The organism is Stenotrophomonas genospecies 3 (assembly GCF_054473855.1).
Genome location: NZ_JBTMUR010000009.1, coordinates 155648 through 170493, shown reverse-complemented (window position 1 = coordinate 170493; position 14846 = coordinate 155648). Strand labels below are relative to the sequence as shown.

Sequence of the window (14846 nt, the reverse complement as noted above, 5' to 3'; positions counted from 1 at the left end):
CAATCGGTGCCCGCGCGCTCAGCGGGCCGTCACCCGGGTGGCGACGGCCGGCAGGATATGGTGTTCGCTCAGCGGTGCCAAGGGCAGGCCGTGCGGCGGCTGCAGCGGCACCCAGGCCAGTTCAGCGATCTCCGCGCGTGCCTGTGGCATGCCGTCCACCTGCACCCACCAGGCCTGGGCCTGCACGCGGTGGCCGGGCTCGTTCACCGCCCAGTCTTCGAACGTGCCCAGCGCGACGGCGGTCTCGACGCACAGCTGCACGCCGAGTTCCTCGTCCAGCTCGCGGGCCAGCGCCTGCAGCGGTGCTTCGCCGGCTTCGGGTTTGCCGCCCGGCTGGATGAAACGGTCAGCGCCGTGCTTGCGCACCACCAGCGCCCGGCCGCGGTCATCCAGGATGACCGCGGCCACGATGTGGATCGTGGCCGCGGCGTTGCTCACTTCAGGTTCTGCTCGAACAGCTTGAGGATGCGCTTGTACTGGTCCAGCCAGGAATCGGCGCGGACGTAGCCGTGGCGCTCCAGCGGGTACGGAGCGATCGACCAGTTGTCCTTGTGCAGTTCTATCAGGCGCTGGGTCAGGTTCACCGAGTCCTGGAAGAACACGTTGTCATCCATCATGCCGTGGGCAATCAGCAGGTTGTCCTGCAGGTTCTGCGCGTACTCGATCGGCGAGGACACGCGGTACGCCTCCGGATCGATGTCCGGGGTGTTGAGGATGTTGCTGGTGTAGCCATGGTTGTACTGGTGCCAGTCGACCACCGGGCGCAGCGCGGCGCCGGCCTTGAACGTGCCCGGCGAGCGGAACAGCGCCATGAAGGTCATGAAGCCGCCGTAGGAACCACCGTAGATGCCGGCATGGTCACGGTCACCCTGCTGGGTGTCGACCAGCCAGTCCAGGCCATCCTTGTAATCTTCCAGTTCCGGGTGGCCCATGTTGCGGTAGATCGCCGTACGCCAGTCGCGGCCGTAGCCCTCGCTGCCGCGGTAATCCATGTCCAGCACGATGTAGCCCTTCTGCACCAGCAGGTTGTGGAACATCTGCTCGCGGAAGTAGGCCGGGTAGCGCTGGTGCACGTTCTGCAGGTAGCCGGCACCGTGCACGAACATCACGATCGGGTACTTTTTGCCGGGTTCCTTGTTTTCCGGTTCGTAGTACTTGGCCCAGACCACGCCGGCACCATGCTTGGACGGCACTGCCACCAGCTTCGGCTGGATCCACTGGCGCGCCTTGTAGTCGGCAGTGCGGGTGTCGGTCAGCACGCGGGCCTGGCCACCGGTGCTCGGCAGCACGGCCAGCTGCGGCGGCAGGTAGGCGCCGGAGTAGCGCACCAGCAGCTGCTGGCCGTCCGGCGACAGCGAGAAGTCTTCCACGCCGTTGAGGCTGGTCAGCTCGCGCACCTGGCGGCTGCCGGTGTCGATCGCGCAGACTTCGTAGTCATGCGGGGCCTGCTGGTTGCACAGGAAGTAGAAGCCCTTGCCATCGGCGGACGGCACCGGCGCCGAGGTTTCCCACTTGCCGCTGGTCAGCGCCTGCGGCTTGGCGGTGCCGGCCTGGGTGTACAGGTGCGAGAAGCCCGATTCCTCCGACAGCAGCCACAGCGTGCGGCCATCGGCCATCCAGCCGAAATCATTGAAGCCCCAGTTGATCCAGCCGTTGTCGGTCAGGCGATGGCGGTTCTGCACGCGGCCATCGGCAGCGTTGACGCTGATGATCCAGCGGTCCTTGTTGTCGTTGGCACGCAGCATTACTGCGGCCTGCTGGCCATCGGGGCTCCAGCGGATGCCACCGCCCATGAAGTCGCTCATCACCTGCAGGCTGCGCTCGCCCTTCAGTGCGTCCTTGCCGGCCTTGCGACGCAGCTCGGCCAGCGGATCGGTGCTGATGCCAGGCAGGCCGGCCAGCGAGACCTTCTCGGCTTTGCCGGTGCGCACGTCCACGTACCACAGGGTGTGCGGCTCGAAGCCGTTACGGCCGACGCGGGTGCGGGTGTCTTCGGTTTCCTCGTAGCCCGACTCGGTCACGTACAGCGGCATCTTGCCGCCACGGCCGTCGTCGAAGTCCTTCGGCTTGGTCACCACGATCAGGTGGGTCAGGTCCGGCGACAGCACGCTGTCGGCGATCTCCACGTCGGTGCCCAGGTACACCGGGCCCGGTGCACGGGTGGGATCGGCCTGGCGCCAGCGCTGGTCCTGGTCCTTCAGTGCTTCGCGCTGGTCGCGGTCGCGGCGCAGGGTTTCCAGCGTGCGCAGCTGCTGGTCACGCAGCACGTCGGCCTTCGGCGGCGTGCGCGGATCCTTCTCGGCCTTCAGGCTGGCCACCTGCTGCACGCCGCTGGCGGCGGTCCAGTGGAACCAGTTCTGGCCAACGCGCCAGATCACGCCATTGTCGGCAGCAAAGTTCACGTTGCCCGCGCGCTCGTTGCTGCGGGTCAGCTGGGTCAGCGCGCCGCTGCGCAGGTCGCGCACGAACACGTCGCCATTGCGGACGAAGGCGCTGCGGCTGCGGCTGCGGTCGTAGACCGGCTCGGCCACGTCCAGGGTGCCGCGCTGGTCATCGGCCACCTGTGCGGCCACGCCACCCGCCACCGGCTGGCGGAAGGTATCGCGCACCGGGCTGCCGTTGCGCTTGAGCTGGTATTCCACCTGCTGGCTGTTCCACGACCACCAGGCCTTCTCGACCGGCGGACCGATCCAGTCCGGGTCGGCCATGGCCTGTTCGATGGTGATCGGCGTCGGCGCGGCATGCGCAGCCGGTGCGGCCAGCACGGCCGACAGCAGGAGGGACAGGGGCAGCACTCGGGACATGGGCGGACGGCACCAGAAGAGGAAACCGGCCAAGCGTAGCAGCCGCAAGGGCCCGGGGCAGGGGCCACAGGTCATGGCAGCGGGATTGGCAAAGTGGTGCAACCGGTAACCGGCCTCGCGCATCCATTCTCCTGAACCCGCATCATCCACCGAACAGGAGCCCGACCATGCAGGAACTGATCCCGATCACTCTCTTCATCTGCATCGCCTACGCGATCCACGCCATTGCCGATGCCCGCGCCCGCAGCAAGCTGGTGGCCCCGCACGTGCCGGAGGAAGTGATCCGCTCGCTGGCCGTGCTGGAAGAAGAACGCCGCCGCCAGGGGGCGCTGCGCTGGGGCATCAGCCTGGTCTGCCTGGCGTTGGCCATGGCCCTGCTGGAAGCCATCGGTGCCCGTGACCTGACCTTCGGTGCCGCCGCCGCGCTGGTCGGCAGTGCTGGCCTGGGCCAGCTGCTGGCCTGGCACTTCACCCGCCCCGCCGCACGCAAGGGCTGAGCCGGCCCATGTCACGGGCACAGGGGGCGCCCCGCAGATGAGCCTGCTCGGCGAAGCATTGTCGGCACTGCGGGGCCGTCGCCGCCACGATGCAGCGGCGACGGCGGCACCCGCCGCACCGCTGGATGCGGACCAGGCCCTGGTGCGGGCCATCATCGATGGCTCGCAGGCGGCGTTTTCGCAACTGGTCGAGACACATCAGCGCACCTGCGCACATGTGATCGGGCGCATGGTGGGCGACCGCGATCAGGTGGCCGACCTGCTGCAGGAGACCTTCCTGGCCGTGTTCCGCCAGCTGCACCGCTTTCGTTTTGAATCCTCGCTGCGCACCTGGATTTCCCGGGTGGCCTACACCACCGCGCTGCAGCACCTGCGCCGGCGGCGGCTGGAGGCGCAATGGATGGTGGCGGTGGAGGTGCCGGAGGAACTGGGAATCGGCGATGAAGGACCGGGGCCGGCTGAACTGAGCGAGGCGCTGCAGGCGGGGCGCCATCTTGGCGTGGCGCTGGAGCGGCTGAGTGCACCGCAGCGCCTGATCGTCGGCCTGCACTACCTGGAGGACTTCGACCTGGTCGAGATCGAGCAGGTGACCGGGCTGGCACGCGGTACCATCAAGAGCCACCTGCACCGCGCGCGCCAGGTCCTGAAGCAGGAACTGACGCGGCATGCCGCCGCCGGAGAACTGCTGTGAGCCCATCGACCGACCCTCGCGATGCGGAAGAACGCGCGCTGGCGCAGGCGTTGCGTGAGCAGACGCAGCAGGAAGAAACGCCGGATGTGAGCGAGGCGCTGCAGAAGCGCATTGCCGCTGAATCGCGCGACAGTGGCGTGGGTTATGTGGTGGTGCAGGTGGTGTTGTTGGGAGCGTTGGTGGCGGCGGCTGTGTGGTATTTCTGGGTCTAGAAGAACGCTGACGCCTGCACCTGATTCTGGACGCTTTTTCCTCCAACACCTGATCAGATGGCCAGGCATCGGGCGTTATCTGCAAATCGACAGTTGGTTTTCCGCGTCAGATTCCGTCACCTCGGTCTCGTCGTCGATGGCGATGGCTCTATCCAGGACCTACGAGCTGCGTGTGTTTCCTGAGGAAAGTTGCAAATCCCATGTCTCCACTTGAGGCGTAGTTTCACAATCAGAGATTCTCAACCATCAGCTTCCACAGGCATGGAGTGAGAATCACATGGACAGGTGCGCGAGTAAGCCAATGCCGGATGCAGTTGGATGATGCTCTACTACGTCCAGCTTTCGCTTGCCCGATTCAAGCAGCGAGTCGGCACTCATCTGGCAATCGCTCTCATGCTGGGTGCGGGGGTAGGGATCACCACCGTGATGCTTTCCATTGTTCTCCAGGCATCGTCGGATCCCGCTCCAGGCCGGAGCTCGGCATTGTTCCGCCCCTACCTTGACGCGCGTCCAGATGCACTGCGCAGTGGCTCTCCGGATCCTGGTCAGTCACTGACCTGGCCAGACGCGAAGGTGCTTCTGAACCAAGGCCGGACGTGGAAGCAGGCAGCAATGGCAGGGGGCGCGGTGACGCTCTCCCGGCCGGGAGAGCCCAGCGTAAGATTGCGCGCCAGGTTCGCCACGTCCGAAGTCTTCAGTGTCCTCGGCATTGCCGTTGTTCAAGGGCGCGCATGGACCGCCGAGGAGGGGCATGCTGCGAGTCGAATCGTGGTTCTGTCGCGTGTGCTCGCAGAGCGCGAGTGTGCACAGGGCTGTGTTGGTCATCAGTTGGACCTGGGCAGACGCACCTATACCGTAGTGGGTGTCGCGGAGGATTGGCATCCGGTGCCTATGTTTCAGGGAGACCTCACACGCAGGCCGTTTGTGGAGCCTGACGAGATCTACCTGCCGCTTGAAACCGCAATCGCAGACAAGCTGACTGTTTTGGACGGGACTGCGATCTGGGGTGGTGACCAGGACACGGATCCTGCAGGGGCCAACGTTTCCCTGGCTTCAATTGTGGGCGTGGCTGCCCACCGCAGACGATGTCGCCGCTTACCGCGCGAATCTGAATGCCTATGCGCAGGAAAAGGGGCTTCGGATCGAGCCAGGCACCCAGCAGGTGGCACTCTGGCCGTTGATGGATTGGCTGGACAGGCTGGGATTGGTTCCGGAGCAGGCCAGGATGCAGCTTCGGTTGTCGCTGATCCTGCTCGGCGTGTGCATCGTCAACGCGGCTGCGCTGCTGAGCTTCAGTCTGGGGCGCCGTCGGCGGGAGCTCGCGATACGACGTGCACTGGGAGCACGACGCCGAGACGTGTTCATCCAGCTCATGTGGGAATCCATCGCGGCGGGCGTCGCAAGCGGTGCGCTCGCTGTCGTCACCTATACGCTGGGAATACGGGTGGTTGCTGCGGGAGATGTTCTGCCCAGCGCGATAACAGCGATGCATGCCGGGGCAATGCTGATGGCGGCTGGTCTGGGAGTCGTCACGACGTTGCTCTGTTCATTGGTCCCATCGTTTGAAATCTGCAGGGTCAGTTCACTGTCGAGTGCCTTCGCGAAGGGGGCTGCCTGAAATGTTCGAATCAATGAGGGAGACTCGACGACATCTGGGAAGCGCCGCACTGCTTGCAGTGCAGGCTGCGCTTGCAAGCCTGGCATGTGCGTTCGCACTGCAATCTGTGCTGGACAGCTTCGCCAGATTGAACACCCGCAGCATCCGGGACGCAGTATCGATTGGTGTGGTCAGGGTCTCGGATGTCGAAGAAGGCGCTGATGCTGCAGTGCTGCGGGCAGACCTGTCCGCGATCCGGCTGCCCGGTGTTCAGGACACGGTTGTGAGCGACGCTGTTCCGTTCGGGGGAAGAGCCCATCGATACGGCGTGTGCACCAGCGAGTCGGCCATGGCGTACTCGATGAACGCGGGTACGACAGACGTTGCTGGATGTGATCGCATTCCCGTGGCAACTGCCAGTTCTGGCTTGCTGGCGATGCTGGGCGCGGGAATCGTCCTGGGACGGGATGCCACAGAGGACGACATGGCTGAAGGTGCTCCGGTAGTGCTGATCAGTGAAGCGCTGGCTGCCCGTCTGTTCGGAACGGAGAGTGCTGTTGGCCGCCACCTGTATTTCGGCCCCGGCAGCAGCCGGGTCATCGTGGGCGTATTTGCGTCTGTTGCTGGACCGGCACCAGGAGGCAATGAGCGGGACTCGCAATGGGCGCTGCTTCCGGGCCTTCCCACGGGCGCCAGTCGCTATTATCTGGCGAAGTGGAAGTCGGAGGTTGATCGTTCATCGCTTGATCGCACTGTCGATGCGCTACAGCGGCCCTATCGGATCGTGAATTCGACCGGTGTCGAGACGCTGGCGGGATATCGCGACGCCTACGTCAAAGCTGATCGCTTCGCTACGACCGTGCTCGCGGTCATGACGGCCATCGTTCTCGGTGTGCTGATGGCCGGGGTTTCCGGAGTCGTAGGCGCCTGGCTTGATCGGCGCCGGCACTCCATTGGGGTTCGACGGACACTCGGTGCTCGCGGCTCAGTGATCTTTGCCGAAATCATGTTCGAAGTTTCACTGTTCACCACACTGGGCGCCCTGCTCGGCGCGTTGTCGTTGCAGTGGATAGGGCCGCCACAGGATGGCATCACAGGTTCACTGTGGTTATCGATATCGAGCGCTGTCGTGCTGGTGATGGCGGCCTGCTTGACTGCACTGGTACCCCGGGCCCTGCGAATCGCCAAGGAGCCGCCCTTGACCCTGCTGAAGCCCCTGTAGCCCGTTCATCCTGTCATCCAGCTTCCCTGCGACAAAGTGAAGCAGCGCGTCACCCGGTCGCATCCCACCTTAACGAAATCCCCCTAAAGTGGTCCGGTATCCCACCGGTCACAGGCAGGAGGCGTCCCTTGGACGCGTTGTTGTTGTCCCGGATCCAGTTCGGATTCGTCATCAGTTTCCACGTGCTGTTCCCCGCTTTCACCATCGGCACGGCCAGCTGGCTGGCCTTCATCGAATGGCGCTGGCTGCGCACGAAGTTGCCCGTGTGGCGCGAGCTGTATTTCTTCTGGCAGAAGATCTTCGCGGTGTCGTTCGGCATGGGCGTGGTCAGCGGCATCGTCATGGCCTTCCAGTTCGGAACCAACTGGCCACGATTGAGCGAAGTGGCCGGCACGGTCATCGGACCGCTGCTGACCTACGAGGTGTTGACCGCGTTCTTCCTGGAGGCCAGCTTCCTTGGCGTGATGATGTTCGGCTGGGGCCGGGTCTCGCCGCGCCTGCATTTCCTGTCCACCTGCATGGTGGCGCTGGGCACGCTGTTCTCCACGTTCTGGATCCTGTCGTCCAACAGCTGGCTGCACACGCCGGCCGGCTACGAGATGGTCAACGGCATCGTGCATCCGGTGGACTGGTGGCAGGTGGTGTTCAACCCCTCGTTCCCGTACCGCCTGGCCCACATGGCGCTGGGCTCGTTCATCACCACCTGTTTCGTGATCGGTGGCGTGGGTGCGTGGTACCTGCGCAAGGGAACGCACGTGGAAGCGGGCCGACGCATGCTGATCGCAGCGGTGGCGTTCGCGGCATTGACCGTGCCGGTACAGATCTTCGTCGGCGACATGCATGGCCTGAACACGCTCAAGCATCAGCCGATGAAGATCGCGGCGATGGAAGCGCACTGGCATGAAACCCAGGAAGGCGAGGGCGTGCCGCTGGTGGTGTTCGCGCTGCCGAACGAGAAGGAAGAGCGCAACGACTTCGAAGTCGCCATCCCGAAGCTGGGCAGCGTGATCCTCACCCACAGCCTGGACGGCACCTTCGATCCGCTCACCTCGGTGCCGGCCAGCGAGCGGCCGCCGGTGACGCCGGTGTTCTTCGCCTTCCGCATCATGGTTGGGCTGGGCACGCTGATGCTGCTGCTGGCCTGGGTGTCGGCTTTCCAGCTGTGGCGCAGGAGGCTGCTGGATTCGCCGTGGCTGCTGCGCGGCTGGAACTGGATGCTGCCCAGCGGTTTCATCGCACTGCTGTCGGGTTGGTTCGTCACCGAGATGGGGCGCCAGCCGTGGGTGGTGTATGGCGTGCTGCGCACCGCTGATGCGGTCGGCCCGCAGAGTGCGTGGATGACGGCGTTGTCGCTGGGTGTCTATGTGGTTGGCTATGCCTTCGTGTTCGGCTGGGGCATCTGGTACCTGGTGAAGATCCTGCGCCACGGGCCGCAGCCGTATGCCGAGGGGCCGTCGCTGGACCATGGCAGCCATACCCCGGCACGTCCGTTGTCGGCCGCCGATGAACCGCTGGAGGAGCGCTGACATGGACCTGATGACCTGGCTGCCGGTGGCGTGGTTCGCGGTGATCGGCTTCGGCGTGCTGATGTACGTGGTGCTGGACGGCTTCGTGCTCGGCATCGGCATCCTTGCCCCGTTCGCCGAGGACGAGGAACAACTGGACCTGATGATGAACACCGCCGCGCCGATCTGGGACGGCAACGAGACCTGGCTGGTGCTCGGTGGCGCTGGCCTGCTGGCGGCCTTCCCCAAGGCCTATGCGGTGCTGCTGTCGGCGCTGTACCTGCCGGTGCTGCTGCTGGTGGTGGCGCTGGTGTTCCGCGGCGTGGCCTTCGAGTTCCGCTTCAAGGCGCATCGATCGCGCCGGTTGTGGAGCGTGGCGTTCGGCCTCGGTTCGCTGCTGGCCACGTTTGCCCAGGGCGTGATCCTCGGCACCCTGGTGCAGGGCATCCCGCTGGTGGACGGTGTCTATCAGGGCGGGCCGTTTGCCTGGTTCAGCCCGTTCGCGATGCTGACCGGTGCCGCGCTGGTGGCCGGCTATGCGCTGCTGGGCAGCACTTGGCTGATCCTGAAGACCGAGGGGCGCGTGCAGGCGCTGGCGCGGCAGATGACCCGGCCACTGGTGGTGGCGGTGATCGCGGCGATGGGCCTGGTCAGCAGTTGGCTGCCGTTCCTCGATTCGCGGTTGATGGATCGCTGGTTCAGCGACGGCAACTTCTGGTGGCTGTCGCCGGTGCCGCTGCTGACCCTGGCGGTAGCCGCCGCGCTGTGGCGCAGTGCCACCCACCCGCGCCGTGACCTGCCGCCGTTCCTGCTCAGCCTGGCCCTGTTCGTGCTCGGCTTCCTCGGCCTGGTGCTGGGCATGTGGCCTTATCTGCTGCCACCGTCGATGACCCTGTGGCAGGCCGCCGCGCCGGCGTCGTCGCTGGGCTTCACGCTGGTCGGGCTGGTCATATTGCTGCCGGTCATCCTCGGCTATACGGCGTGGTCCTACCGGGTATTCCGCGGCAAGGTGCACGCCGACACCGGTTACCACTGATCGATTGAAGACGGGGCCTGCCGGTGCTGGGCCCCGTGTTGGGAAATGTGAAACCTGCACACCCTGCGCGGGACGTGCTAGCGTGCGCTCCTTTCCGGCGGCCAGGGGGGCAGCCGGCGACGTCCTGGACGGACGCACGGCTGCAGGAACGGGGGGCCGCCGCGCGTCGCCGTAATGGCTCGTGCCTATCGTTCTCCCGTTGAAGCACCATCGCTAAATGATCGAATTCTCCATCGTCGACTGGGCCGCCTGGGCGCCCGGCCTGAGTGAGCGTAGCCAGTGGCTGGGCTGGGCCGATGCGCCGTACCTGCCGCATGGCGCGGACACGCCGGCGCTGGCCGAAGTGCCGGCGATGCAGCGCCGCCGCATCGAGCGGCTGGGCCGGATGGCGATCCAGGCCGCGTGCTGGTGCGAGGACGGGCAGGGCGCCGACAGTGACGTGCCGCTGGTGTTCGCCAGCCGCCACGGCGACGTGGCCCGTTCGATGGACCTGCTGGGCGCGCTGGTCGGCGACCAGCCGTTGTCGCCGACCGGATTCGGCCTGTCCGTGCACAACGCGATTGCCGCGCTGTATTCCATCGCCCGCGGCCACCGCGGCAACTACCTGGCGCTGGCGGCGGGCCAGGCCACGGTGGAGACGGCCTGCCTGGAGGCCGTCGGCCTGCTGGCCGACGGTGCCCGCGAGGTGCGGGTGGTGGTCTATGAGTCGCCACTTCCGGAAATTTACGCGACGTTCGCCGACGAACCCGACCCGTTCTTTGCCTGGTGCTGGCGCCTGACCGCCCCGGCAGAGGGCCGACCGACGCTGTCGCTGCAGTGGCAGCCGGCCGACGCCCAGGCCAGCACTGCGCCCGGCCTGCTGCCGCATGCGCTGGACCTGCACCGGTTCCTGTTGTCCGGCGCGCCGGCGCTGGAACACGTGGCCCACGGCCAGCGCTGGCGCTGGAGCCGCCGTGGCTGAGCTGCTGCGCCGCCTCGACCATGCCTGGCGGGTGTTTGGCACCGGCCTGAGCTTTGTCGCATTTGGCCTGGGCGGCCTGCTGCTGGGCGTGCTGGTGATGCCGGTGCTGTTGCTGATGCGCGACCCGGTGGTCCGCCGCCGCCGGGCCCGGCGCGTGGTCCAGGCCGCCTTCGCCAGCCATCTGCGGCTGATGCGCGGGCTGGGGGTGATGACCTACGAGATCGAGGGCGGCGAACGCCTGCAGCGCGACGGCCTGCTGGTACTGGCCAATCACCCGACCCTGATCGACGTGGTCTGCCTGATCTCGCTGCTGCCCAACGCCGACTGCGTGGTCAAGCGGGCCGTGGCCTGCAACCCGTTCATGCGCGGTCCGGTACGGGCCGCCGGCTACATCTCCAATGACGATGGCGCCGGCCTGGTCGATGACTGCGTGGCCGCGGTGCATGCCGGCGGCACCCTGGTGATCTTCCCGGAGGGCACCCGCAGCGTGCCCGGGCAGCCGCCGCGGCTGCAGCGTGGGGCCGCCAACATCGCCGTACGGGGCCGCCTGGACGTCACCCCGGTGCGGATCACCTGCAGCCCGCCAACGCTGACCAAGGGGCAGAAGTGGTATCGTGTCCCCTCACGTCGCTTTCACGTTCGGCTGCAGATCGGCGAAGATATCCCGATCGCGCCATTTCTGGCCGAAGACGACTCGCCAAGGGGGGATGCCTTGGCAGCCCGTCGCGTCACCGAGCACCTTTCTCGTTATTTCGACCTGTCTGGAGATCCGAACCGTGCAAGCACTTGAGCACGAGATCAAGGAATTGATCATTTCCTCCCTTTCGCTGGAGGACATCACGCCGGAGGACATCGATCCGACCGCCCCACTGTTCGTCGAGGGCCTCGGCCTGGATTCGATCGACGCGCTGGAGCTGGGCCTGGCGCTGCAGAAGAAGTACGGTGTGAGCCTCTCGGCCGATTCGGAAGAAACCCGTCGCCATTTCTCCAGCGTGCGCGCGCTCGGCGAGTTTGTTGCCGCCCGCCAGTCGTAACGGTGCCAGGACCTGCCATGACCAAGAATGAACTGTTCGAACGCATCGTCAGCATCCTGACCGACAGCTTCGAGATCGAAACCGCCCGGATCACCCCCGAGGCCCGCCTGTACGACGACCTGGACATCGACAGCATCGACGCGGTCGACCTGATCGTTCAGCTGAAGCCGCTGCTCGGCCGCAACCTGCAGCCGGAAGCGTTCAAGGCCGTGCGTACCGTGCAGGACATCGTCGATGTGGTGCACAGGCTGCTGCCGGACCAGGCAGCCGCCTGACCGCAGCGCCGGCGGCTCCACCATGGCACGCGCACGCACGGTCGTGGTGGCTGCGATCTCGCTGGCCTACCCGGTGCTGGTGTACCTGGCGATGGGCCGCTTCGAGCCACGCTGGTTGTCGCTGCTGCTGTTCACCCTGGCCCTGCTGCGCGCGCTGAGTACGCGTCAGCCGCTGTGGTGGGCCGCGGCCGCCGGCACCGGCCTGCTGGCGGTGCTGGCCACTGTGCTCAACCAGGCCCTGCCGCTGAAGCTGTACCCGGCGCTGGTCAACGCAGTGATGCTGGCGGTATTCGGCACCAGCCTGCGTTTCGGCCCGCCGCTGGTGGAACGCCTGGCACGGCTGCAGGAACCGGACCTGCCCCCGTTCGCGGTGGCCTATACCCGCCGCGTCACCCAGGTGTGGTGCGGCTTCTTCGTTCTCAACGGCAGCCTGGCCCTGCTGACCGCGCTGTACGCGTCGGACCGGGTCTGGATGCTCTACAACGGATTGTTGGCGTACGTGATGATGGGCGTGTTGTTCGCAGGTGAGTGGCTGGTGCGGCGGCGGGTGAAGGCGGCGCACGCGCATGGCTGAGTGGATTGCCCTGGACCGGCTGCTGCTGGAGGCGCGGCGGCATCGAAGCGTTGGCGTCTGCGATGGCGAGGTGATCGACCACGCCCGCTTCCGCCAGCGCGTACTGGCCTGGCGCGCCGCGTTTGCGGCGGCCGAAGGCCGTGACTGGGCCCTGTATTTCGATGATGCGGTGGCCTTTGCCGCTGCGTTGTTCGGTGCCTGGCATGCCGGCAAGCGGGTGTTCCTGGCTGCCGACAATCTGCCGGCCACGCTGCAGGCGCTGCAGCCGCAGGTGAGTGGTTTCGCAGGCGACGTGTCCGCCGATTATCGTCCGCTGGCGGCGCTGGACGCCGCACCGGACGAGGGTCTTCAGGCGCTGGACGAGCGCGCCTGCGAGCTGTGCGTGTTCACCTCCGGCAGCACCGGACAGCCCAGTGCGATCAACAAGCGCATGGACCAGCTGACGCGCGAGGTGGACGCACTGCAGGCTGCGTTCGGCACGCAGCTGGAAGGCGTGCAGGTGCATGGCACGGTGTCGCACCAGCACATCTATGGCCTGCTGTTCCGCGTGCTGTGGCCGCTGGCTGCCGGCCGCCTGATCCATCCACGCCGGTTCTTCCACGAAGATCTGGTGGGTGCGCTGGCCGGTACCGATACGGTGCTGGTCGCGACCCCGGCCCACCTCAAGCGCCTGCCCGGGCAGCTCGACTGGGCCAGCCTGCATGGCCGCCTGCGCGCGGTATTCTCCTCTGGCGGCCCGCTGCCGGAAGAAGCCGCACGCCAGGTGCGGCAGTGGCTCGGCGTGGCACCGACCGAGGTCTATGGCAGCAGCGAGACCGGCGGCATCGCCTGGCGCCGCTGGGACACCGACCTGCCGCCGTGGCAGCCGCTGCCCGGCGTGCAGTGGCGCATCGAGGAGGGCTGCCTGGCGGTGGCCTCCGCACATCTGGAAACCCCGGATTGGTGGCGTACCCAGGACCGCGTTGAAGCGTTGGCCGATGGCCGCTTCCGCCTGCTGGGCCGCGCCGACCGCATCGTCAAGATTGAAGAGCGCCGCGTTTCGCTGGATGCACTGGAACGTGCGTTGCGCGAAGACGCCGAAGTGGATGACGTGCGCGTGCTGGTGCTGCCCGGGCAGCGCGAGCAGCTGGCCGCGGTGGTGGTACCGGCCGACCCGACGCTGCTGGAGGGCGGTGAGGCCGCGCGCCGCGCGCTGGGCCAGCGTCTTGGCACACGCCTGGCACAGGCTCATGACGCGGTCACCCGGCCGCGCCGCTGGCGGCTGGTGCCGGCGCTGCCGATCAACGCACAGGGCAAAGTCACCCAGGCGGCACTGGCAGCGCTGTTCCAGCCGCTGATGCCGGTGCCGGTCTGGGATCACCGCGATGCGGCCAGCGCCACGCTGCGGATGACCCTGGACCCGGCGCTGCGGCCGTTCCAGGGCCACTTCCCGCAGGCGGCGATCCTGCCCGGCGTGGCGCAGCTGGACTGGGCGGTGCGGTTTGGCCGCCAGGTGTTCGCCATGCCGGCAGTGTTCCTGCGCATGGATGCGGTGAAGTTCCAGCACGTGGCCCGCCCGGGCGATGAGCTGACCCTGCAGCTGGACTGGGATGCCGCACGCAACGTGCTGGCCTTCCGTTACACCTCCAGCCACGGCGTGCATGCCAGCGGCAAAGTGGTCTTCGCCGATGCGGACTGATCCGGCCGTTGCCGGTGCCGCGTTCGCGCCACTGGTGGTGATTCCCGTCTACGACCACGAGCACGCCATCGCGGCGGTGGTCGACGGCGTGCAGGCCGCCGGCCTGCCGTGCCTGCTGGTCGACGATGGCTCGCATGAGGCGTGCGCGGCAGCATTGCGTTCGCTGGCACAGCGCCAGGGCGTCGACCTGCTGCGCCTGGACGTCAACCAGGGCAAGGGCGGGGCGATGCTGGCCGGTTTCGCCGAAGCCGGCGCGCGTGGCTACAGCCACGTGCTGCAGATCGATGCCGACGGCCAGCACGATACCCGTGATCTGCCACGCTTCATCGAAGCGGCGAGCGCCCATCCCGAGGCGGTGATCTGCGGCATTCCGGCCTACGACGCCAGCGTTCCCAAGGCGCGCCTGTATGGCCGCTACGCGACCCACATCTGGGTCTGGATCAACACACTGTCGCTGCACCTGCGCGACACCATGTGCGGCTTCCGCGTGTATCCACTGCCGCCAGTGCTGCGCCTGGTCGGCGAAGAAACCATCGGCCGGCGCATGGATTTCGATACCGAAGTGATGGTGCGCCTGTACTGGCGGCACCTGCCGGTCGAGCACCTGGCCACGCACGTGACCTATCCATCCGATGGCGTCTCGCACTTCGATGTGTGGCGCGACAACGTGCGCATCAGCCGCATGCACACCCGCTTGTTCTTCGGCATGCTCTGGCGCGCACCGCGCCTGCTGTGGCGCCGCCTGCGGGGGCAGCGCTGA

16 protein-coding genes and 1 pseudogene are annotated in these 14846 nt (G+C 66.7%); 15 read left to right on the top strand and 2 right to left on the bottom strand.

Annotated elements, in window-relative coordinates; translation table 11 throughout:
• Positions 1–18: 18 nt before the first annotated feature.
• Together ACX9OT_RS13740 and ACX9OT_RS13735 are read right to left on the bottom strand one after the other, a co-directional pair.
• Positions 19–438, bottom strand: a complete 420-nt coding sequence (locus ACX9OT_RS13740) for an NUDIX hydrolase (RefSeq protein ID WP_277778826.1) — start codon at positions 436–438, stop codon at positions 19–21.
• Complete coding sequence (locus ACX9OT_RS13735; protein ID WP_277778827.1) at positions 435–2804, bottom strand: S9 family peptidase; 2370 nt, start codon at positions 2802–2804, stop codon at positions 435–437. The genes ACX9OT_RS13740 and ACX9OT_RS13735 overlap by 4 nt, the downstream gene beginning before the upstream one ends.
• Before the next feature lie 167 nt (positions 2805–2971).
• Between ACX9OT_RS13735 and ACX9OT_RS13730 the strand changes: the two genes are divergently transcribed.
• The 15 genes and pseudogenes from ACX9OT_RS13730 to ACX9OT_RS13660 all read left to right on the top strand — a co-directional run bounded on the left by ACX9OT_RS13730 (position 2972) and on the right by ACX9OT_RS13660 (position 14846).
• Positions 2972–3301, top strand: coding sequence for a hypothetical protein (locus ACX9OT_RS13730; RefSeq protein ID WP_005414880.1), 330 nt, complete (start codon positions 2972–2974; stop codon positions 3299–3301).
• Between the two features lie 37 nt (positions 3302–3338).
• Positions 3339–3992 (top strand): RNA polymerase sigma factor, encoded by a 654-nt coding sequence (locus ACX9OT_RS13725; protein ID WP_049462284.1) that lies wholly within the window; start codon positions 3339–3341, stop codon positions 3990–3992.
• Positions 3989–4204 (top strand): hypothetical protein, encoded by a 216-nt coding sequence (locus ACX9OT_RS13720; RefSeq protein WP_012512479.1) that lies wholly within the window; start codon positions 3989–3991, stop codon positions 4202–4204. Before ACX9OT_RS13725 ends, ACX9OT_RS13720 begins: the two co-directional genes overlap by 4 nt.
• Positions 4205–4522: 318 nt before the next feature.
• Positions 4523–5113 (top strand): annotated as a pseudogene (locus ACX9OT_RS13715) (ABC transporter permease); the annotation flags it as partial.
• A gap of 148 nt (positions 5114–5261) precedes the next feature.
• Positions 5262–5822 carry an ABC transporter permease gene (locus tag ACX9OT_RS13710; RefSeq protein ID WP_459002527.1) on the top strand — a complete coding sequence of 187 codons (561 nt, stop codon included), beginning with the start codon at positions 5262–5264 and terminating at the stop codon, positions 5820–5822.
• Positions 5823–5835: 13 nt separating this feature from the next.
• Positions 5836–7023, top strand: coding sequence for an ABC transporter permease (locus ACX9OT_RS13705; protein WP_459002525.1), 1188 nt, complete (start codon positions 5836–5838; stop codon positions 7021–7023).
• 128 nt (positions 7024–7151) lie between these two features.
• Positions 7152–8549 carry a cytochrome ubiquinol oxidase subunit I gene (locus ACX9OT_RS13700; RefSeq protein ID WP_277778829.1) on the top strand — a complete coding sequence of 466 codons (1398 nt, stop codon included), beginning with the start codon at positions 7152–7154 and terminating at the stop codon, positions 8547–8549.
• A gap of 1 nt (position 8550) precedes the next feature.
• Positions 8551–9564 (top strand): cytochrome d ubiquinol oxidase subunit II, encoded by a 1014-nt coding sequence (cydB, locus tag ACX9OT_RS13695; RefSeq protein WP_010482330.1) that lies wholly within the window; start codon positions 8551–8553, stop codon positions 9562–9564.
• A gap of 217 nt (positions 9565–9781) precedes the next feature.
• A complete protein-coding gene (locus ACX9OT_RS13690; protein ID WP_049424210.1) occupies positions 9782–10525 on the top strand; it encodes a beta-ketoacyl synthase chain length factor in 744 nt (247 codons plus the stop codon).
• Entirely contained in the window at positions 10518–11315 is a 798-nt protein-coding gene (locus ACX9OT_RS13685) for a lysophospholipid acyltransferase family protein (RefSeq protein ID WP_006402207.1), read from the top strand. Before ACX9OT_RS13690 ends, ACX9OT_RS13685 begins: the two co-directional genes overlap by 8 nt.
• Entirely contained in the window at positions 11302–11559 is a 258-nt protein-coding gene (locus ACX9OT_RS13680; RefSeq protein WP_005411610.1) for a phosphopantetheine-binding protein, read from the top strand. The genes ACX9OT_RS13685 and ACX9OT_RS13680 overlap by 14 nt, the downstream gene beginning before the upstream one ends.
• A 17-nt stretch (positions 11560–11576) precedes the next feature.
• On the top strand, positions 11577–11834 hold the full coding sequence (locus tag ACX9OT_RS13675) for an acyl carrier protein (protein WP_006402206.1): 258 nt from the start codon (positions 11577–11579) through the stop codon (positions 11832–11834).
• A 22-nt stretch (positions 11835–11856) separates the two neighbouring features.
• Positions 11857–12408, top strand: a complete 552-nt coding sequence (locus tag ACX9OT_RS13670) for a COG4648 family protein (protein WP_012512473.1) — start codon at positions 11857–11859, stop codon at positions 12406–12408.
• Positions 12401–14086: an ApeI family dehydratase gene (locus ACX9OT_RS13665; protein ID WP_277778830.1), complete on the top strand. Its 1686-nt coding sequence runs from the start codon at positions 12401–12403 to the stop codon at positions 14084–14086. The genes ACX9OT_RS13670 and ACX9OT_RS13665 overlap by 8 nt, the downstream gene beginning before the upstream one ends.
• On the top strand, positions 14076–14846 hold the full coding sequence (locus ACX9OT_RS13660; RefSeq protein WP_134952149.1) for a glycosyltransferase family 2 protein: 771 nt from the start codon (positions 14076–14078) through the stop codon (positions 14844–14846). The genes ACX9OT_RS13665 and ACX9OT_RS13660 overlap by 11 nt, the downstream gene beginning before the upstream one ends.

Excerpts from the sequence above, each read along its gene's own strand:
- ACX9OT_RS13670 (WP_012512473.1), top strand. The coding sequence starts at position 11,857 with ATGGCACGCGCACGCACGGTCGTGGTGGCTGCGATCTCGCTGGCCTAC.
- ACX9OT_RS13675 (WP_006402206.1), top strand. The coding sequence starts at position 11,577 with ATGACCAAGAATGAACTGTTCGAACGCATCGTCAGCATCCTGACCGAC.
- ACX9OT_RS13735 (WP_277778827.1), bottom strand. The coding sequence starts at position 2,804 with ATGTCCCGAGTGCTGCCCCTGTCCCTCCTGCTGTCGGCCGTGCTGGCC.
- ACX9OT_RS13660 (WP_134952149.1), top strand. The coding sequence starts at position 14,076 with ATGCGGACTGATCCGGCCGTTGCCGGTGCCGCGTTCGCGCCACTGGTG.
- ACX9OT_RS13705 (WP_459002525.1), top strand. The coding sequence starts at position 5,836 with ATGAGGGAGACTCGACGACATCTGGGAAGCGCCGCACTGCTTGCAGTG.
- ACX9OT_RS13730 (WP_005414880.1), top strand. The coding sequence starts at position 2,972 with ATGCAGGAACTGATCCCGATCACTCTCTTCATCTGCATCGCCTACGCG.
- ACX9OT_RS13665 (WP_277778830.1), top strand. The coding sequence starts at position 12,401 with ATGGCTGAGTGGATTGCCCTGGACCGGCTGCTGCTGGAGGCGCGGCGG.
- ACX9OT_RS13690 (WP_049424210.1), top strand. The coding sequence starts at position 9,782 with ATGATCGAATTCTCCATCGTCGACTGGGCCGCCTGGGCGCCCGGCCTG.
- cydB (WP_010482330.1), top strand. The coding sequence starts at position 8,551 with ATGGACCTGATGACCTGGCTGCCGGTGGCGTGGTTCGCGGTGATCGGC.
- ACX9OT_RS13725 (WP_049462284.1), top strand. The coding sequence starts at position 3,339 with ATGAGCCTGCTCGGCGAAGCATTGTCGGCACTGCGGGGCCGTCGCCGC.